The organism is Falsiroseomonas sp. E2-1-a20 (assembly GCF_051433195.1).
In the GTDB taxonomy this organism is placed as follows: domain Bacteria; phylum Pseudomonadota; class Alphaproteobacteria; order Acetobacterales; family Acetobacteraceae; genus Falsiroseomonas.
Genome location: NZ_JBHMFT010000001.1, coordinates 16,202 through 32,882 on the forward strand (window position 1 = coordinate 16,202; position 16,681 = coordinate 32,882).

At 71.0% G+C, this 16,681-nt stretch carries 18 protein-coding genes; 12 read left to right on the forward strand and 6 right to left on the reverse strand.

Annotated elements, in window-relative coordinates:
- Positions 1-46: 46 nt before the first annotated feature.
- The 3 genes from ACFHPP_RS00085 (at position 47) to ACFHPP_RS00095 (ending at position 2,116) form a co-directional block, all read left to right on the forward strand.
- The gene (locus ACFHPP_RS00085) at positions 47-244 is read left to right on the forward strand and encodes a DUF1127 domain-containing protein (protein ID WP_437161228.1); all 198 of its coding nucleotides are present in this window, start codon (positions 47-49) and stop codon (positions 242-244) included.
- Between the two features lie 78 nt (positions 245-322).
- On the forward strand, positions 323-1,015 hold the full coding sequence (locus ACFHPP_RS00090) for an ArsR/SmtB family transcription factor (protein WP_437161229.1): 693 nt from the start codon (positions 323-325) through the stop codon (positions 1,013-1,015).
- 87 nt (positions 1,016-1,102) lie between these two features.
- Positions 1,103-2,116, forward strand: coding sequence for an aldo/keto reductase (locus tag ACFHPP_RS00095; protein ID WP_437161230.1), 1,014 nt, complete (start codon positions 1,103-1,105; stop codon positions 2,114-2,116).
- Positions 2,117-2,194: 78 nt separating this feature from the next.
- Here ACFHPP_RS00095 and tldD read toward each other — a convergent pair whose 3' ends face one another.
- The 3 genes from tldD to ACFHPP_RS00110 are packed head-to-tail and all read right to left on the reverse strand — an operon-like array spanning position 2,195 to position 7,004.
- The gene (gene tldD / locus ACFHPP_RS00100; protein WP_437161231.1) at positions 2,195-3,625 is read right to left on the reverse strand and encodes a metalloprotease TldD; all 1,431 of its coding nucleotides are present in this window, start codon (positions 3,623-3,625) and stop codon (positions 2,195-2,197) included.
- The gene (locus ACFHPP_RS00105; RefSeq protein ID WP_437161232.1) at positions 3,622-5,934 is read right to left on the reverse strand and encodes a PAS-domain containing protein; all 2,313 of its coding nucleotides are present in this window, start codon (positions 5,932-5,934) and stop codon (positions 3,622-3,624) included. The genes tldD and ACFHPP_RS00105 overlap by 4 nt, the downstream gene beginning before the upstream one ends.
- Positions 5,935-5,936: 2 nt before the next feature.
- Positions 5,937-7,004, reverse strand: a complete 1,068-nt coding sequence (locus tag ACFHPP_RS00110) for a COX15/CtaA family protein (RefSeq protein WP_437161233.1) — start codon at positions 7,002-7,004, stop codon at positions 5,937-5,939.
- A 47-nt stretch (positions 7,005-7,051) separates the two neighbouring features.
- Here ACFHPP_RS00110 and ACFHPP_RS00115 point away from each other — a divergent pair, with 47 nt between their 5' ends.
- Genes ACFHPP_RS00115 through ACFHPP_RS00125 form a run of 3 tightly spaced genes read left to right on the forward strand, consistent with a single transcriptional unit; the run spans position 7,052 to position 9,183 of the window.
- Complete coding sequence (locus ACFHPP_RS00115) at positions 7,052-7,906, forward strand: glycosyltransferase family 2 protein (RefSeq protein ID WP_437161234.1); 855 nt, start codon at positions 7,052-7,054, stop codon at positions 7,904-7,906.
- Positions 7,906-8,601, forward strand: coding sequence for a TVP38/TMEM64 family protein (locus ACFHPP_RS00120; RefSeq protein ID WP_437161235.1), 696 nt, complete (start codon positions 7,906-7,908; stop codon positions 8,599-8,601). The genes ACFHPP_RS00115 and ACFHPP_RS00120 overlap by 1 nt, the downstream gene beginning before the upstream one ends.
- Positions 8,602-8,658: 57 nt before the next feature.
- A complete protein-coding gene (locus tag ACFHPP_RS00125; protein WP_437161236.1) occupies positions 8,659-9,183 on the forward strand; it encodes a hypothetical protein in 525 nt (174 codons plus the stop codon).
- Here the strand turns inward: ACFHPP_RS00125 and ACFHPP_RS00130 are convergent.
- Positions 9,170-9,463, reverse strand: coding sequence for an usg protein (locus ACFHPP_RS00130; RefSeq protein ID WP_437161237.1), 294 nt, complete (start codon positions 9,461-9,463; stop codon positions 9,170-9,172). The two genes, ACFHPP_RS00125 and ACFHPP_RS00130, sit on opposite strands and share 14 nt — an antisense overlap.
- Positions 9,464-9,744: 281 nt before the next feature.
- On the opposite strand from ACFHPP_RS00130, the gene groES reads away from it, so the two are divergent.
- The 3 genes from groES (at position 9,745) to ACFHPP_RS00145 (ending at position 12,288) form a co-directional block, all read left to right on the forward strand.
- Positions 9,745-10,056 carry a co-chaperone GroES gene (gene groES, locus ACFHPP_RS00135; RefSeq protein ID WP_304814245.1) on the forward strand — a complete coding sequence of 104 codons (312 nt, stop codon included), beginning with the start codon at positions 9,745-9,747 and terminating at the stop codon, positions 10,054-10,056.
- 99 nt (positions 10,057-10,155) lie between these two features.
- Entirely contained in the window at positions 10,156-11,805 is a 1,650-nt protein-coding gene (gene groL / locus ACFHPP_RS00140; RefSeq protein ID WP_430669725.1) for a chaperonin GroEL, read from the forward strand.
- 279 nt (positions 11,806-12,084) lie between these two features.
- The gene (locus tag ACFHPP_RS00145; protein WP_430669726.1) at positions 12,085-12,288 is read left to right on the forward strand and encodes a cold-shock protein; all 204 of its coding nucleotides are present in this window, start codon (positions 12,085-12,087) and stop codon (positions 12,286-12,288) included.
- A 35-nt stretch (positions 12,289-12,323) separates the two neighbouring features.
- Here the strand turns inward: ACFHPP_RS00145 and ACFHPP_RS00150 are convergent, their stop codons facing one another.
- Positions 12,324-12,863, reverse strand: coding sequence for a hypothetical protein (locus ACFHPP_RS00150; RefSeq protein WP_437161238.1), 540 nt, complete (start codon positions 12,861-12,863; stop codon positions 12,324-12,326).
- A gap of 74 nt (positions 12,864-12,937) precedes the next feature.
- On the opposite strand from ACFHPP_RS00150, the gene ACFHPP_RS00155 reads away from it, so the two are divergent.
- The 3 genes from ACFHPP_RS00155 to ACFHPP_RS00165 are packed head-to-tail and all read left to right on the forward strand — an operon-like array spanning position 12,938 to position 16,031.
- Positions 12,938-13,894, forward strand: a complete 957-nt coding sequence (locus tag ACFHPP_RS00155; protein WP_437161239.1) for a threonine dehydratase — start codon at positions 12,938-12,940, stop codon at positions 13,892-13,894.
- Positions 13,891-15,072, forward strand: coding sequence for an amidohydrolase family protein (locus ACFHPP_RS00160; protein WP_437161240.1), 1,182 nt, complete (start codon positions 13,891-13,893; stop codon positions 15,070-15,072). The genes ACFHPP_RS00155 and ACFHPP_RS00160 overlap by 4 nt, the downstream gene beginning before the upstream one ends.
- Positions 15,073-15,125: 53 nt before the next feature.
- The gene (locus ACFHPP_RS00165; RefSeq protein WP_437161241.1) at positions 15,126-16,031 is read left to right on the forward strand and encodes an MBL fold metallo-hydrolase; all 906 of its coding nucleotides are present in this window, start codon (positions 15,126-15,128) and stop codon (positions 16,029-16,031) included.
- Here the strand turns inward: ACFHPP_RS00165 and ACFHPP_RS00170 are convergent.
- Positions 16,024-16,680 carry a hypothetical protein gene (locus tag ACFHPP_RS00170; protein ID WP_437161242.1) on the reverse strand — a complete coding sequence of 219 codons (657 nt, stop codon included), beginning with the start codon at positions 16,678-16,680 and terminating at the stop codon, positions 16,024-16,026. The genes ACFHPP_RS00165 and ACFHPP_RS00170 overlap by 8 nt on opposite strands.
- Between the last annotated feature and the right edge of the window lies 1 nt (position 16,681).

Sequence of the window (16,681 nt, forward strand, 5' to 3'; positions counted from 1 at the left end):
CTGGCGGGGCGGGCAGGGTGGCGGCAGACGACAGGAGCCTCGCCCGATGCCCACCCTGTTCCGGGCATGCCCGATCCGCCGCCCCCGGATGTGGGAGCGCCTGCTGGATTGGCTGGCCGGCTGCGCGCACCGCCATCGCACCCGCGCCGCACTGCGCGACCTGTGCCCGCATCTGCTGCGCGACCTCGGCCTGACCGAGGGTGAGGCGCTGCGGGAGGCCAGGCGCGCCCCCTGGCAGCGGTGACGCCGACGGTTCGGGCGGTGCCGTAGCAGCAGGACCCCTTGCTGCGGCATCCTCGCCCCGCAACGCCGGGAGGGATCGATGTCCAGCAATGCCGCCATGGCGGAAGCCGCGTCCCTGGTCGGCGACCCGGCGCGCGCCAGCATGCTGAACGCGCTGATGGATGGCCGCGCCCTGACCGCGACCGAGCTCGCCGGCGTCGCCGGCATCACCGCGCAGACCGCCAGCGGCCATCTGGCGAAGCTGTCCGCGGCCGGATTGCTGGCGGTGGAGCGCCAGGGGCGGCACCGCTACCACCGGCTGGCGACGCCGGCGGTGGCGCGGATGCTGGAGGCGATCATGCTGGTCGCCGGCAGCCTGCCGCCGCCCGCCCGGCCGCGCCGGATCGGCCCGGCCGATGCCGCGATGCGGGCGGCGCGCACCTGCTACGACCATCTGGCCGGCCGGCTCGGCGTGGCGATCGCGGAAGCGATGGTGGCGCGGGGGCAGGTTGAACTGGTGCCGGATGGCGGTGCCGTAACGGCGGCGGGGCAGGATTTCCTGACGGGGCTGGGCATTGCGCCACAGCCGGGTGGCGCGCGGCGCGCCTTCTGCCGGCCCTGCCTGGACTGGAGCGAGCGGCGGCACCACCTGGCCGGCGGGCTGGGTGCGGCGCTGTGCGCGCGGTGCTTCGAACTCGGCTGGGTCAGGCGGGTGCCGCACTCCCGCACCGTGCTGGTGACCAGGGCGGGGGAGGCGGGGCTGCGGCAGGCGTTCGGGATCGAGCTGGGCTGATCCCGTGCCCCCAGATCACGTCCCAACTGCGGCGCCGTACTTTCGAGTGGTGGAGGCGTTGCCCCGGCAGACGGCAAGGAAACCCTGATGACGCTCGCGAAAATTCTTCCCGGCAAGCTTGGCTTCGGCTCGGCGCCGCTCGGCAACCTGTTCCGTGCCATTCCGGAGCAGGAGGCGCTGGCGACCTTCGAGGCCGCCTGGCGCGACGGCATCCGCTACTTCGACAACGCGCCCTTCTACGGCGCTGGCCTGGCGGAGCTCCGCATGGGCGAGGCCTTGGCCGGCAAGCCCCGCGCCGACTACGTCATCAGCACCAAGGTCGGCCGCATCGTCCTGGACGAGGTCGAGGACGCCAACGCTCGCGACCAGGGCGAGAAAGGCGGCGTCTTCGAGCACGGCCGCCCGAACCGCGTAGTCACCGACTATTCCGCGGATGCGACGCTGCGCTCGATCGAGGACAGCCTGAAGCGCCTGCGGACGGACCACATCGACATCGTCTGGGTGCATGATGTGGCGCAGGATTTCCATGGCGACGACTGGATCGGCATGTTCGAGAGCGCGCGCCAGGGCGCCTTCAAGGTGCTCGACCGGCTGCGCGACGAGGGGGTGATCAAGGCCTGGGGCCTGGGCGTCAACCGGGTGGAGGCGGTGGAACTGCTGCTGGGGCTGGAGGGGCCGCGGCCGGATGGCTCCCTGCTCGCCGGGCGCTACACGCTGCTCGACCATGACCGGGCGCTGCAGCGGCTGATGCCGGTGGCGGCCGAGCGGGGCCTCGGCATCGTCGTCGGCGGGCCCTACAGCTCCGGCGCGCTGGTCGGCGGGCCGAACTTCGAATATGCGCCGGCACCGCCGGCCATCCTGGACAAGGTGGCGCGGATCAAGGCGATCGCGGACCGGCACGGCGTGGGCATGAAGGCGGCCGGGCTGCAATTCTCGCTCGCGAACCCGGCGGTGGCCGCGGTGATCCCGGGCGCCAGCCGGCCGGGCCGCATCGCCGAGGACCGCGCCGCGCTGGAGGAGACGGTGCCCGCCGATTTCTGGCGCGATCTGCGCCAGGCGGGGCTGGTGCACCCGGCGGCGCCGCTGCCCGGCGGCGCCTGATCAGGGCGGGCTTGCCAGAGCATTTTCAAGTCAGGCGGATACGCCTGACGGCTCGGAAAATGCGCCGAATCAACGGCCCTAGACGGCGGTGCCGCCGATGGTCAGCCCCGTCATCTTCAAGGTGGGCTGGCCGACGCCGACCGGCACGCCCTGGCCCTGCTTGCCGCAGGTGCCGATGCCGGCGTCGAGCGCCATGTCGTTGCCCACCATCGCAACCTTGGTCAGCGCATCCGGCCCGTTGCCGATCAGGGTCGCGCCCTTCACCGGCGCGCCGATCCTGCCATCCTCGATCAGGTAGGCCTCGCTGGCGGAGAACACGAACTTGCCCGAGGTGATGTCGACCTGGCCGCCGCCGAAATTCACCGCGTAGATGCCGCGCTTCACGCTGGCCAGGATCTCCGCGGGTGCCATGTCTCCGCCGAGCATCACCGTGTTGGTCATGCGCGGCATCGGGATGTGGGCGTGGGACTGGCGGCGGCCGTTGCCGGTCGGGGCCACGCCCATCAGACGGGCGTTCTGCCGGTCCTGCAGGAAGCCGACCAGGATGCCGTCCTCGATCAGGGTGGTGCGGCCAGAGGGGGTGCCCTCGTCATCCACGGTCAGCGAACCGCGCCGGTCCGGCATGGTGCCGTCGTCCACCACGGTGACGCCGGGGGAGGCGATGCGCTGGCCGAGCAGGCCGGCGAAGGCCGATGTCTTCTTGCGGTTGAAGTCGCCCTCCAGCCCATGCCCGATCGCCTCGTGCAGCAGGATGCCGGGCCAGCCCGGGCCGAGCACCACCTCCATCTCCCCGGCCGGGGCCGGAACGCTGTCGAGGTTCAGCAGCGCCTGGCGCAGGGCTTCCTCCACCGCGCCCTTCCAGGTGGCGGCGTTCAGCACGCGGTCATAGGCGAAGCGGCCGCCGGTACCGGTGCTGCCGGTCTCCCGCCGCCCGTTCGATTCCACCACCACCGCGACGTTCAGCCGCACCAGCGGGCGGAGGTCGGCAACCCGGGACCCGTCCGGGCGCAGGATCTGCACGGCCTGCCATTCACCGAAGATCGAGGCCATCACCTGCTTCACCCGCGGGTCGCGGGCGCGGGCATAGGCGTCGATCTCCGCCAGCATCTCCGTCTTGGCCTGGAATTCCATGGCCGAGAGCGGGTTGAGGTCGGAATACAAATGGGTGTTGGTGGCGCGCGGGCCGACGTCCAGCGTGCCGGAATGTCCGGCGGCCACCGCCTTCACCGTGTCCGCGGCGCGGGCCAGCGCGGCTTCGGTGATCTCCGCGGCATGGGCGTAGCCGGCGGCCTCCCCGGCCACGCTGCGCAGGCCGAAGCCGCTGGTGACGTCGAAGCTGGCGGAGCGGATGCGGCCATCCTCCAGGCTGATCGCCTCGGACTCCCGATGCTCCAGGAACAACTCGCCATCCTCCGCGCCCTGGGTCGCGCTGCGCGTCAGGCGTTCGGCGGCGGCACGGTCCAGGCGGGTGAAGAACAGCGCGTCGGTGGCAGCCAGGGCATCGGTCACGGCGGGTCCTTCGGATCAGGTCTGGCAGGATATGGGGCCGGGGGTGGGGTGGCGCCCAGGGGGGCGGTGCCAGCGACTTCGGCGAAATCCATCAGCCGGTCGGCCGGAAACCGCAGCAGGGCTACGGTACCGGGGCCGGCGGGCGCCTCCAGCACCAGGGTGCCGCCCAGCGCCTCGGCCAGCGTGCGGGCGAGGTACAGGCCGAGGCCGGAGCCCTGGAAGCGGCGGGACAGTGAGTTGTCGACCTGGGTGAAGGGTTCGAAGACCCGTTCCCGGTCCTCCGGCGCGATGCCGATGCCGGTATCGGAGACCCGGATCGCCAGGCCCTGCGCATCGGTCTGGGCCGACAGCGTGATGGACCCGCCGGACGGCGTGAATTTCGCCGCGTTCGACAGCAGGTTGAGGATCAACTGGTGCAGGCGGCCGGCGTCCCCGCGCAGTGCCGGGAGGTTCTCCGCCAGGCTCAGATCCAGCGTCAGCCCACCCTGGCGGACGGCGCCGGCCACCGCCTCCGCGGCGCCTTCCAGCAGCGGGCGGAGCGCGACCGGCGCCTCGGCGAGCTTCAGCGCACCGCTCTGGCTGCGGGCGACGTCCAGGATGTCGTCGATCAGCAGCAGCAGGTGGCGCCCCGCCTCGTTGATGGCGCGCGCATAGTCGTCGAGACGGGCCCGGTCGCGCTCGCCCTCCAGCGCCGCGGAGAAGCCGATCACGGCGTTCAGCGGGGTGCGAAGCTCGTGGCTCATCGTGGCCAGGAAGCGCGACTTCGCCTCCGAAGCCGCTTCTGCCTCGACGCGGGCGCGTTCGAGTTCCGCGCGGATACGGAAATCCTCCGTCACGTCGCTGAAGGTCATGACGAAGCCGCCATCCGACGTGGGATCGGAGACTACCTCGATGACCCGTCCGCCCCGGCTGCTGCGGTGGTAGCGGTAGGAGCGCGAACGGTCGTTGGCCTTCGCCCGGGCCGCGGCCTCCGGGCTGATCTCGCCGCGGCGGACCTGTTCGTCCAGCACCTCGTCCACCAGCCGGCCGGGCTGCAGGAACTCGACCGGCAGGCCGATCATTTCCGAGGTGCGGCTGTTGATGGCCACCAGGCGGCGGTCGGGGCCGTACATGCAGATGCCCTGGCGAATGGAGCTCTGCATCGCCTCCATCATCGTGGCCCGCAGGCGCGCCTCGGATTCGGCCCGGTGCAGGGCGGTGACGTCCGTCAGTACGCTGATGTGGCCGCCATCCGGCAACTGCGCCACGCGGCTTTCCACCGCGGTGCCGTTCGGCCGGACATGCCGCAGCAGGCCGCCGGAGCCGGATACGCCGGGCCCCGGGCCAGCCGGGCGCCGCCGGACCAGGGCGGCTTCCTCGGCGGTGAATTCGCCCTCCGCCTCGCGCCGCGTGACCATGTCCTCCAGCAGGTCGCCCAGCGCGATGGGCGAGCCCGCCATGATCCGGCTGTAGGCCTGGTTGAACATCGTGACGCGGCGGTCCGGCCCGAACACGCAGACGCCATGCGGCAGCGCCTCCAGCACCCCGTCGAGCAGCGCGGCACGGCGCTGGGCCTCGTCCTCGGCCTGCTTGAGCGCGGTGACGTCGTCCACCTCGATCATGAAGCCGCCGGGCGGCAGCGGCTGGCTGCCGACGCGCAGTACCTGTCCGGTGGGGCGGATGCGCTGGCGCGTGGCGGTCAGGAAGCGGCCATCGCGGACCCGGCGTGCGGTATCGGCGCGTTCCTCCGCATCCATCTCGCCGCGATCCTGCAGCAGGGCGAGGATTTCGGCATGCGCCATGCCGGGGCGCACCGAGCCGGCGGGCAGGCCGATCGCCTCCTCATAGGCGGCGTTGGACTGGATCAGCGTCAGGTCGGAATCGAACAGCGCGACGCCGGCCTGCAGGCGCGCCAGCACGGCCTCCAGCAGCCGGGCGCGGCTGGCCGATTCGGCTTCGGCGCGGCTGAGCGTGGTGACATCCGAGGCGCAGGTCAGGAAGCCGCCGCCGGGCAGGGGGCGGCTTTCCACCTGGCCGATTCGCCCGGCGCGGCTGCGCACCAGGCGGCTGTGCGGCCGGCTGCGGTCCAGCGCCATGATGGACCGGACGATCTGTTCCGGATCGCCCGGGCCATAGGCGCCGTTCCAGGCCAGCACGCGGACGACCTCGGCATGCGGCATGCCGCGCGGGGTGAGGCCGGGGTCGAGGCCGTGCCAGGTCAGGTTGACGTCGCTGGCCAGCACCAGCCGCCCCTCCGCGTCGAACACCGCGACCGCGACCGGCAGCGTGGCAAGGACGGATTGCAGCGACTCTGGCGGGACCGCGGGCATGGCTAGCGCGGTGCCGGGCGCAGCGCGTGCAGCGCGACCAGCGCCGCGGCCAGCACCAGCACCGCCACCGCCTGGTGCAGCGTGCCGAGCGAAACGGGAACCACGTAGACCAGCGTCGCGACGCCGAGCGCGTATTGCAGGGCAACGGCGCCGCCGAGCGCCAGAACGGCGCGGCGCGGCGCACCCGGCGCCAGGCGCCGCAGCGCCGCCCAGACGGCGCCGATCGTGAACAGCGCCGTCAGCGTCGCCAGCAGGCGGTGGTTGAACTGCACGGCGGGGATGTTGGCGGTCAGGTTGGTCCAGGCCGGCGACAGCAGCCAGTAGCCATCCGGCACAAGCTGGCCGTCCATCAGCGGAAAGGTGTTGAAGCTGAGCCCGGCGCGGATTCCGGCGACGAAGCCGCCCGCCAGCATGGCCGCCGCCAGCGTCCAGGCCGCCACCTGCACCATCCGCCGCACCGGCCGCGCCTCCGGCGGCGCGGAGCCCTCCGGGCGCAGCAGGCCCAGCGCCGTCCAGACCAAGGCTGAGAAGATCACCAGCGCCAGGCCGAGATGGATCACCAGGCGGTAGGGCGAGACGGCGGTGCGATCCGCCTCGAAGCCGGAGGCGACCATGTACCAGCCGACCGCGCCCTGCAGCCCGCCGAGTGCCAGGAGCGCCAGCAGGCGCGGCTTGCTGCCGGCGGGGATGCGCCCGCGCAGCCAGAACCAGGCGAGGCCGGCGGCGTAGGCCAGCCCGATCAGGCGGCCCCAGAAGCGGTGCAGCCATTCCAGCCAGAAGATCCGCTTGAAGCCTTCAATCCCGAAGCCCTGGTTGACCAGCTCGTATTGCGGGACGGTGCGGTACAGGTCGTACAGGCGCTGCCACTCCGCCTGGCTCAGCGGCGGCAGCGTGCCGGACAGCGGCGCCCATTCCATGATGGACAGGCCGGAGCCGGTGAGGCGCGTGGCGCCGCCGATGGCGACCATGATCCAGACCAGCCCGGCGACGCCGAGCAGCCAGCGGGCGACGGCGCGCGCATCCGCGGCGCGGGTGGTGGTGGAGGCGTGGGAGGGCGGGTCGAAGGGCATGGCGCATCATATAAGCCGAATTCGCGGAGCGCAGCATCGCCGGTGCCATGCCGGCCACACGCTTGCCGCCCGCGCCGACCCCTGCTACCCGCCCCGCCATGGCCCCCGACCCGTCCCCGAGGCCGGACCGGCCCCTCCGCGCCGAACCGGCGCCTGAAATTTCTGTCGTCATCCCCATGCGCAACGAGGGGCCGAACGTACTGCCGCTGATCGGCGAGATCGCGGCGGCGCTGGCCGGCACCACCTATGAGGTGGTGTGTGTCGATGATGGCTCGACCGACGACACCGGCGCGCGGCTGGTCGAGGCGGCGGGGCGATTCCCGGTGCTGGTCCTGCGGCATGCCGTGGCCTGCGGGCAATCGGCCGGCATCGTGAGCGGCGTGCTGGCGGCGCGCGCGCCCTGGATCGCGACGCTGGACGGCGACGGGCAGAACGACCCGGCGGACATTCCCCGGCTTTGGGCCCGGGCGCAGGCCGAATCGGCCACGGACCTGATGGTGGCCGGGCACCGCACGCAGCGGCGCGACAGCCGGGTGAAGCGGGTGACCAGCCGATTGGCAAATTCCGTCCGTGCCCGGCTGCTGGGCGACCGGACGCCGGATACCGGCTGCGGGCTGAAGGTGTTTTCCCGGGAACTGTTCCTCGACCTGCCGCGGTTCGACCACATGCACCGCTACCTGCCGGCGCTGGTGCTGCGCGCCGGCGGGCGGGTGGTGAGCGAGCCGGTGAACCACCGGCCACGGCTGCGCGGGCAGTCCAACTACGGCACGCTGGATCGCCTCGGCGTCGCGGTGTCCGACCTGCTGGGCGTGATCTGGCTGCAACGGCGCTGGCGGCGGCCGGTGGCGGAGCGGGTTTCTGTCGGGGTGGCGAAGCCAGCCGCGGTTCCACCGGCCGGCTGATGCCGGGCCTTTCAAAGTCTCTGCGCTGGAAATCGCTCGGCAAGCTGCTGCTGCTGGCCGGCGGGCTGCTGGCGGCAGGCGCGCTGTTCCGCAGCTTCGATGGGATACCCGGCACCGGCTGGGTGGACCGTGACATCCGCGGCGAAGGGCTGTGGGGGGAGCTGGTCTTCGTCCTGGTGGGCGCGGCGCTGACGGCGGTGGGCGCGCCGCGGCAGAGCGTGGTGTTCCTGGGCGGCTATGGGTTCGGCACGGTGCTCGGCATCCTGCTCGGCCTGCTGGCGCAGTTGCTGGGGTGCGCCGCGAGCTATGGCTGGGCGCGGCTGCTCGGGCGGCGCTGGGCGGAAAAGCGCATGTCCGGCCGCTTCGGGCACCGGCTGCGGCCGCTGCGCGATGCGCTGGTGCAGAGCCCGTTCCAGGCGACGCTGGCGCTGCGGCTGCTGCCGGTGGGCAACAACCTGGCGCTGAACCTGCTGGCCGGGATGGCGGGGCTGGCGGCCTGGCCGTTCCTGGCCGGCTCGGCGCTCGGCTACCTGCCGCAGACCGTGGTCTTCGCGCTGCTGGGCAAGGGGATCCGGGTGGAGGGGGCGTGGCAGCTTGGCCTGGCGGCGGCGCTGCTGCTGGTGTCATTCGGGCTCGGGCTGTGGTTGCTGCGGCGGCATCGGGCGGCGCGGGCGATGGATGGCGATCCGGATTGATCTGGAATTTGTTCCTATTTCGTGGTAGTCGCACCTTCGATCGGAAGGAGCCGCGGCATGGAACAGGTGGTTTGGACGCCCGGCAGCTTTCTTCTCAAGGTCATCGATCCGGCGCTGGTGGCGCTGGCGCTGGACCCGCCGGCGGCGCGGCGGGCCGTGGGGCAGTTGCTGCTGGGAACGGCATTGCAGGAAAGCCTGCTGCGGCACCTGCGGCAGCTGCCGAACCGGGACGGCTCGCGCGGGCCGGCGCTGGGCTACTTCCAGATGGAGCCTGCGACCCACGACGACATTTGGAAAACCTTCCTGGCCTTCCGCCCGCCGCTGGCCGCGCGGATGCGGATGCTGGCGGGGCTGCCGAAGGGGCAGCCGGAGCCTGAGACCCTGCTGCGCGACCCGGTCTATGCCGCGGCGATGGCGCGCCTGCGCTATCGCCGCGCGCCGGGCCGGCTTCCGGCCGCCGGCGACGTCGCCGGCATGGCCGCCTACTGGAAGCGGCACTACAACACGCCGCTCGGCCGCGGCCAGCCAGCGGAGTTCGCGGCCAGGCTGGCGCGCGTCCTCCCCGGGATCAGTGCAGAATGAACTGGCCGTTGGCGTAGCGCAGTTCCGCCGGGCGGATCAGCGCCGCGGAGGCGACGCGGACGGAATGCAGCGGGCCCTCGATCTCGCGCTGCCAGAAGGCGAGGAACTGGCCGAGCGCCGGGAATTTCGGCGCAAGGTCGTGCTTCTGCCAGATGAAGGTCTGCAACAGGCCGGGATGGTCCGGCATGTGGTACAGGATCTCGGCCGTGGTGAGACGCCAGTCCGGCGGCGGGGCGGCCAATGGGGTGCGTGCGAAGCGTTCGAGGCCACTGAGTTCCATCGTGCTCCTTCCTGGCCCATCCGGGCCTCTCGCCATACCGGCCTGACGTGGCCGGCAAGGCAGCATCGCATGAGGGAACCAGCAGGTTGCAAGAAAAACCTTCACAAACAAGCGCTTAGCACTCGCACTCCGAGAGTGCTGCCGATACTTGACGCGAATGGAGGTCTGGCCTACATCGCTGGCACTCCTCTGGGGGGAGTGCTAGCGGGTGCCAATCGGGTCCGCTGGCCGTGAAATCTCCGGAAGAGCTTGCCATCTTTTGGAAGCGACAGGAGAAGTCCATGGGCTTTCGTCCACTGCATGACCGCGTTCTCGTCCGCCGCGTGACGGCCGAAGAGAAGAGCAAGGGCGGCATCATCATCCCCGACACCGCCAAGGAGAAGCCGCAGGAAGGGGAAGTCATCTCCGTCGGCTCCGGCACCCTGAACGACAAGGGCGAGCTCCGCGCGCTCGACGTCAAGGCCGGCGACCGCATCCTGTTCGGCAAGTGGTCGGGCACCGAAGTGAAGCTCGATGGCGAGGAGCTCCTTATCATGAAGGAGTCCGACATCATGGGCATCCTCGACACCCCTTCCGTGGCGAAGGCGGCCTGAGCCCGCTGGGCGGCGGCGCGGCAATCCGCGCCACGCCGCCCACCGGCCACCCGCACCTTCGCCTGGTCTCCTCAACGGAACGATAGGGAATAGAATTACATGGCAGCGAAAGACGTTAAGTTCGGCGCCTCGGCGCGCGAGCGCATGATCCGTGGCGTGGACATCCTGGCCGACGCCGTGAAGGTGACGCTGGGCCCCAAGGGCCGCAACGTGGTCCTCGACAAGTCCTTCGGCGCCCCGCGCATCACCAAGGACGGTGTGACGGTCGCCAAGGAAATCGAGCTGGCAGACAAGTTCGAGAACATGGGCGCGCAGATGGTGCGCGAAGTGGCCTCGAAGACCAACGACACGGCCGGTGACGGCACGACCACCGCGACGGTGCTGGCCCAGGCCATCATCCGCGAGGGCGCCAAGGCCGTGGCCGCCGGCATGAACCCGATGGACCTGAAGCGCGGCATCGACAAGGCCGTGACGCAGATCGTCGCCGAGCTCGAGACCAAGACGAAGAAGATCACCACCTCCGCCGAAGTGGCGCAGGTCGGCACGCTCTCCGCCAATGGCGAGAACGAGATCGGCGAGATGATCGCCAAGGCGATGGAGAAGGTCGGCAACGAGGGTGTCATCACCGTCGAGGAAGCCAAGTCCATCCAGACCGAACTCGACGTCGTCGAGGGCATGCAGTTCGACCGCGGCTACGTCTCCCCGTACTTCATCACGAATGCGGAGAAGATGATCGCGGAGATGGAGAACCCCTACCTCCTCATCTTCGAGAAGAAGCTGTCCCAGCTGCAGCCGATGCTGCCGCTGCTCGAGGCCGTCGTGCAGTCCGGTCGCCCGCTGGTGATCGTGGCCGAGGACGTCGAGGGCGAGGCTCTGGCCACCCTGGTCGTGAACAAGCTGCGCGGTGGCCTGAAGATCGCCGCCGTCAAGGCGCCGGGCTTCGGTGATCGCCGCAAGGCGATGCTGGAAGACATCGCGATCCTGACCGGTGGCCAGGTGATTTCCGAAGACCTCGGCATCAAGCTCGAGAACGTGACGCTCGCCATGCTCGGCCGCGCCAAGCTCGTGAAGATCGAGAAGGAAAACACCACGATCGTCGACGGCGCCGGCGAGAAGACCGAGATCCAGGGCCGCTGCGAGCAGATCAAGGCGCAGATCGAGGAGACCACCTCGGACTACGACCGCGAGAAGCTGCAGGAGCGCCTGGCGAAGCTGGCCGGTGGCGTCGCCGTCATCCGCGTCGGCGGCTCGACCGAGGTCGAGGTGAAGGAGCGCAAGGATCGCGTCGACGACGCGCTGCATGCGACCCGCGCCGCGGTCCAGGAAGGCATCGTGCCGGGCGGCGGGACCGCGCTGCTGCGCGCCTCCACCAACCTGCACACCCTGAAGGGTGCGAACAGCGACGAGCAGGTCGGCATCGAGATCGTTCGGCGCGCCATCCAGGCGCCGCTGAAGCAGATCGCCGAGAACGCCGGCAAGGACGGCGCCGTGGTGGCCGGTGAGGTGCTGCGTACCGATACCTACGAGTTCGGCTACGACGCCCAGAAGGACGAGTACAAGAACCTGGTGGAAGCCGGCATCATCGACCCGACCAAGGTCGTGCGCACGGCGCTGCAGGATGCGGCCTCGGTCGCGTCCCTGCTGATCACCACCGAAGCCATGGTGGCCGAGCGTCCGGCGAAGGCTCCGGCCGGCGGCGGCGGTGGCGGCGGCGGCATGGGCGGCATGGGCGGCGACATGGATTTCTGATCTTCGGATCAGTCATCACGCTGAACGGAAAGGAGGCGGGCCGCAGGGTCCGCCTCTTTTTTGTGCGTTGGGATACAATTCTGACAAGGGCGTGACCGCCACGTCATGGCTTTGACAGCGGATATACGGCTGCCCATGCTGCCCTTGTCATCGCGTACCGGCTTGCCTCGCCGTGCCTCCCGGACCATGCCCCGGGCCGCCTCCAGGTTCCGCCGCCGCATGGCCTGCCTGGGCGATGGTCGCCCAGGCCTGCTCGTCCAGGGAAGGAGCCCGGCTCGCATGGCGACTGGCACCGTGAAGTGGTTCAACGCGACGAAGGGCTTCGGCTTCATCGTCCCGCAGGATGGCGGGAAGGACGTTTTCGTCCACATCACCGCCGTGCAGAAGGCCGGCCTGCAAGGCCTCAACGAGGGCCAGCAGGTGTCCTATGAGGTTGCGATGGAACGCGGCAAGGCAGCGGCCATCAACCTGCGGCCGTTGTGACAGGGCGGGCGGGGCAACACCCCGCCCGTTCCGTTTCACGCGTCGTCGTAGATGATGTTGATGGCGCCCAGTTCGCGCAGGTGCGCCTCGGCCGCCTGGCGGGTCGCCTCATCCGGTGCGCGCAGACCGATCAGCGCGCCATTGGTCGGCGGCGGCCGGGTTTCCTCACCGGGGGTGTTGGAGACGGCGGCGGCCACGGCCTCGCCAGCGAGGCCCGTTCCGGCCCCTGCCGCCGCGGCGGCCGCGACCGCCGGTAGCAGCGCGCCACCCGTCGCGATCACCAGGCCCGCGGCACCCATGGCGGTGGCCGCCATCGCGGTGCCGACGCCAAGCTGACGGCGGTTGCGCAGGTCCGCTTCCTCCGGGTGCTCGTCCGGCGGGTTCAGCGGCGTGTCGGTTTCCGTGGTGGCGGGCGGGGTCGTCGGGTCGTCCCGCTTGGCGCCTTCCGCGCGCAGCATCGCGGCCGCGCGGTCGCGCGCGGCATCGTCGGCGAACTCACCCCACACCACGGGCACCGCCTTGGCGGCATCCTGGCCCTGTCCGGTCCACTGGCTGCTGTCCACCGTGATGGCCATGGCGGAATCCTCCGTTAAGTTGCGTCAGGCGGAGAACGCCCTCCGCCGCCGATTGTTCCGAGAAAGGATGCCGCGTGTTCGACCTGCCCGCGCTGGAGGAGGCCGCAAGGCTGGTCCACGCCGTGTTTCCGCCGACGCCGCAATTCGCCTGGCCGCTGCTCGCCGCGCGCACCGGGGCGGAGGTCTGGGTGAAGCACGAGAACCACACGCCGACCGGCGCCTTCAAGGTGCGTGGCGGGCTCGTGTTCATGGAGCGGCTGAAGCGGGAGAGGCCGCAGGTTCCGGGCATCATCTCCGCCACGCGGGGCAACCACGGACAGTCGCTGGCCTATGCGGGCGCGCGGCTCGGCGTGGCGGTGACCATCGTCGTGCCGGTCGGCAACAGCGTCGAGAAGAACGCGGCGATGCGCGCGCAGGGCGCCCGGCTGGTGGAACACGGCGCCGATTTCGACGCGGCGCGGGAGGAGGCGATGCGCCTGGCGGCGGTGGAGGGGCTGGAATTCGCCCCCTCCTTCGCACCGGACCTGGTGCGCGGCGTCGCCACCTACGCGCTGGAACTTTTCCGGGCGGCACCGCCGCTGGATGCGCTGTATGTGCCGATCGGGCTCGGCTCGGGCATCTGCGGCTGCATCATGGCGCGCGACCTGCTGGGCCTGCCGACCGAGATCATCGGCGTGCAGAGCACCGGCGCCGATTCCTACGCCCGCAGCGTCGCCGCCGGACGGGTGGTGACGACGGAACGGGCGGAGACCAGGGCGGATGGCATGGCGACGCGGGTGCCGGATGCCGGCGCGTTGGCCATCATCGCGAAGGGTGCCGCGCGGATCGTGACGGTGACGGATGACGAGATCGCGGCGGCGATCCGCGCCTATTGGCAGGACACGCACAACCTGGCGGAAGGTGCCGGCGCGGCACCGCTGGCGGCGCTGATGCAGGAACGCGGCCGCATGGCGGGGAAGCGCGTCGCGACCATCCTGTGCGGCGGCAATATCGACCTTGATCTGTTCCGGGACTGGGTGCTGGCGCCATGAGCGAACATCTGCTGCTGCGCAACTGCCGCCCGATGGGTGGCGCGGCCGTCGATATCCTGGTCGTGGGGGACACGATTTCCACGATCGGTCCGGGGCTGGCGGCGCCCGATGGGGCCATGCTTGAGGACGGGCAGGGCCTGCTGGCGCTGCCCGCCTTCGTCGAGGGGCACACCCATCTCGACAAGTCCCGCTGGGGCATGGGCTGGTGGACCAACGAGGTCGGGCCGCTTCTGATCGACCGGATCGAATCGGAACGCGCCGCGCGCCGCCACGGCTTCGACCCTGCGCGGCAATCCGCGCGGCTGGCGGAGCAGTTCCTGGCGCGTGGCACCACCCGCATCCGCAGCTTCGCCGATGTGGACACCGAGATCGGCACCACCCATTGCGACGCGCTGGTGGCGCTGCGGGAGGCGCTGCGCGGGCGGATGGACATCCAGGTGGTGGCGTTTCCGCAATCCGGCCTGCTGGTGCGGCCGGGAACGCTGGACTTGCTGGAACAGGCGCTGCGGAACGGGGCGGATATCGTCGGCGGGCTCGATCCCTCCGGCATCGACCGCGATCCGAAGGGGCATCTGGATGCCGTTTTCGGCCTGGCGGAGAAGCACGGCAAGCCGCTGGACATCCACCTGCATGAGCCGGGGGAGCTGGGGGCCTTCGCGCTGGAATTGACCGTCGAGCGGACGCTGGCCCTGGGGATGCAGGGACGGGTCGTGGTCAGCCACGGCTTCTGCCTGGGCGATGTGGCGCGGGCGCCGGCCCTGTATGCGGCGCTGGCGGAGGCGGGCATCGCCATCGCCACCACCGCGCCACCCTCCCGCGCCGTGCCATCCATACGGTCGGTGCGTGCGGCGGGTGGCAGGATCTTCGCCGGGAATGACGGCATCCGCGACACCTGGACCCCCTACAACATGCCGGACATGCTGCAGCGGGCCATGCTGGTCGGGCTGAAGAACGAATTCCGGCGCGACGACGAGATCGCCTGGGCGCTGGCCACCGTCACCGACTGGGCGGCGGAAGGTTGCGGGTTTGACCGGTACGGCCTGGTGCCGGGAGCACGGGCCGACCTGGTGCTGGTCGAGGCGGAGACGGTGGCCGAGGCGGTGGTCGCGACGCCGCCTCGGCGGCTGGTGCTGAGCCACGGCCGGGTGGTGGCGCAGGATGGCATGCTGACTTCCTAACGAACAAGCGCGCGCCACGGCCGTTTCCTGCCCAGCGAGGGCAGGAGACACGGATGAAAATTCACCATTTCGACCTGGGTCCATGCCGGCCACTCGGCGGCCGGCTGATGGATGGGGTCAGCCCCGGCCTGGTGGCGCGCATCACCTGCCACTGCCTGCTGCTGGAGACGCCGGCGCAGGGGCTGGTGCTGGTGGATACCGGCTTCGGGCTGCGCGATACCCTGCGCCCGACGCCGCGGCTGCCCGGCTGGAACCTGGCGCTGCTGCGCGCCCGCATGGACCCGGAGCACACCGCGATCCGCCGCCTGAAGAAGCTCGGCTTTGCGCCGAGTGATGTGCGGCACATCGTGCTGACCCATCTCGATTTCGACCATGCCGGCGGGCTGGTGGATTTTCCGCACGCGACAGTCCACCTGACGGCGGCGGAAGCCGAGGCCGCCACCGACCGCCGCAGCTTGCTCGATCGCGCGCGCTGGCGGCCGGTGCAGTGGGGCGATACCGGGCGCTGGCAGCCGGTGGAGACCAGGCTCGGCCGGCGCGGCGGCGGCGAGACCTTCTTCGGGCTGCGCAACGTGCGGGAGATGCAGGGCCTGCCACCCGAGATCCTGCTGGTGCCGCTGCCCGGGCACACGCCCGGCCATGCCGGAGTCGCCGTAAAGGGCCCGCGCGGCTGGATGCTGCATGCCGGCGACACCTACTTCAACCGGGACGAGGCGCATGGCGACGGCAGGCCTCCGCCGCTGGTCGGCGCCTATGAGCGCTTCATGGCGGATGACGTGACGGCGCAGCGCGAAAGCCTGGCGCGGCTGCGGCAGATGCTGCGCCAGCCGGTGGCCGACATCGCCGTGTTCTGCACCCACGACCCGGTGGAGTTCGTGGCCATGTCCGCCTGGAGCGAGAGCGACTATGCGCCGCCGATCGCAGCGGATGGCGGCGCGGCCGCCGTCGAGGTCAGTTGACGGCGAAGCAGTAGAACAGCCCGGCGCCGCCGGTGCTGCGGAACGCCTCCATCGTGCAGCCGCGCGTGGGGTGGGAGGTGTTCCAGGATTTCGAGGAGGCGTCGTCGCGCAGGCCCTGCCGGTCGTGATGACCGACCATCGCGGTGCCGTCCGCCTCGCCATCGGTCCAGCTGCGGCAGGTGCGGTCCGGGGTGAATTCGAAGGCGGTGCCGTCCTCCTTCGAACCGGTGAGGATGTCGTGGTTGTTCGGCTGCTCGCCGCGGCCGGTCACCGGCGTGCCACGCTCGGTCAGGGCGGTCTGGCGGGTCAGGTTGTTGGTCTCGCCATGCAGGTCGGCGACGCTGCGGGCGATGACCTCGCCGCGCGCGTTGCGCCAGGGGCCGGAGCCGATGCGGTCGCGGGCGTTGACGGCGTTGGCGCCCTGGGTCGAGAGGTAGGCGCGCCAGGTGCGGCCCCCGGCGCCGGCGGCCTGGGCCAGGGATTGGCAATGCGCATCGGCGCCGGCCAGGCCGCCGAGGTCTCCGCCGCGGCCGGGGTTGGCGCTGGTGATGAAGAAGCTCATTTCCGTGGGGCCCGTCTGGGCCTGGGCCGTGACGGCGACCGAGGCCAGCAGGGCGGCAGCGGCGGAAAGCCTGGTCCAGCTTCGCATG

Excerpts from the sequence above, each read along its gene's own strand:
- ACFHPP_RS00085 (WP_437161228.1), top strand. The coding sequence starts at position 47 with ATGCCCACCCTGTTCCGGGCATGCCCGATCCGCCGCCCCCGGATGTGG.
- ACFHPP_RS00090 (WP_437161229.1), top strand. The coding sequence starts at position 323 with ATGTCCAGCAATGCCGCCATGGCGGAAGCCGCGTCCCTGGTCGGCGAC.
- ACFHPP_RS00095 (WP_437161230.1), top strand. The coding sequence starts at position 1,103 with ATGACGCTCGCGAAAATTCTTCCCGGCAAGCTTGGCTTCGGCTCGGCG.
- ACFHPP_RS00105 (WP_437161232.1), bottom strand. The coding sequence starts at position 5,934 with ATGCCCGCGGTCCCGCCAGAGTCGCTGCAATCCGTCCTTGCCACGCTG.
- ACFHPP_RS00110 (WP_437161233.1), bottom strand. The coding sequence starts at position 7,004 with ATGCCCTTCGACCCGCCCTCCCACGCCTCCACCACCACCCGCGCCGCG.
- ACFHPP_RS00115 (WP_437161234.1), top strand. The coding sequence starts at position 7,052 with ATGCCGGCCACACGCTTGCCGCCCGCGCCGACCCCTGCTACCCGCCCC.
- ACFHPP_RS00120 (WP_437161235.1), top strand. The coding sequence starts at position 7,906 with ATGCCGGGCCTTTCAAAGTCTCTGCGCTGGAAATCGCTCGGCAAGCTG.
- ACFHPP_RS00125 (WP_437161236.1), top strand. The coding sequence starts at position 8,659 with ATGGAACAGGTGGTTTGGACGCCCGGCAGCTTTCTTCTCAAGGTCATC.
- ACFHPP_RS00130 (WP_437161237.1), bottom strand. The coding sequence starts at position 9,463 with ATGGAACTCAGTGGCCTCGAACGCTTCGCACGCACCCCATTGGCCGCC.
- groES (WP_304814245.1), top strand. The coding sequence starts at position 9,745 with ATGGGCTTTCGTCCACTGCATGACCGCGTTCTCGTCCGCCGCGTGACG.
- groL (WP_430669725.1), top strand. The coding sequence starts at position 10,156 with ATGGCAGCGAAAGACGTTAAGTTCGGCGCCTCGGCGCGCGAGCGCATG.
- ACFHPP_RS00145 (WP_430669726.1), top strand. The coding sequence starts at position 12,085 with ATGGCGACTGGCACCGTGAAGTGGTTCAACGCGACGAAGGGCTTCGGC.
- ACFHPP_RS00150 (WP_437161238.1), bottom strand. The coding sequence starts at position 12,863 with ATGGCCATCACGGTGGACAGCAGCCAGTGGACCGGACAGGGCCAGGAT.
- ACFHPP_RS00160 (WP_437161240.1), top strand. The coding sequence starts at position 13,891 with ATGAGCGAACATCTGCTGCTGCGCAACTGCCGCCCGATGGGTGGCGCG.
- ACFHPP_RS00165 (WP_437161241.1), top strand. The coding sequence starts at position 15,126 with ATGAAAATTCACCATTTCGACCTGGGTCCATGCCGGCCACTCGGCGGC.
- ACFHPP_RS00170 (WP_437161242.1), bottom strand. The coding sequence starts at position 16,680 with ATGCGAAGCTGGACCAGGCTTTCCGCCGCTGCCGCCCTGCTGGCCTCG.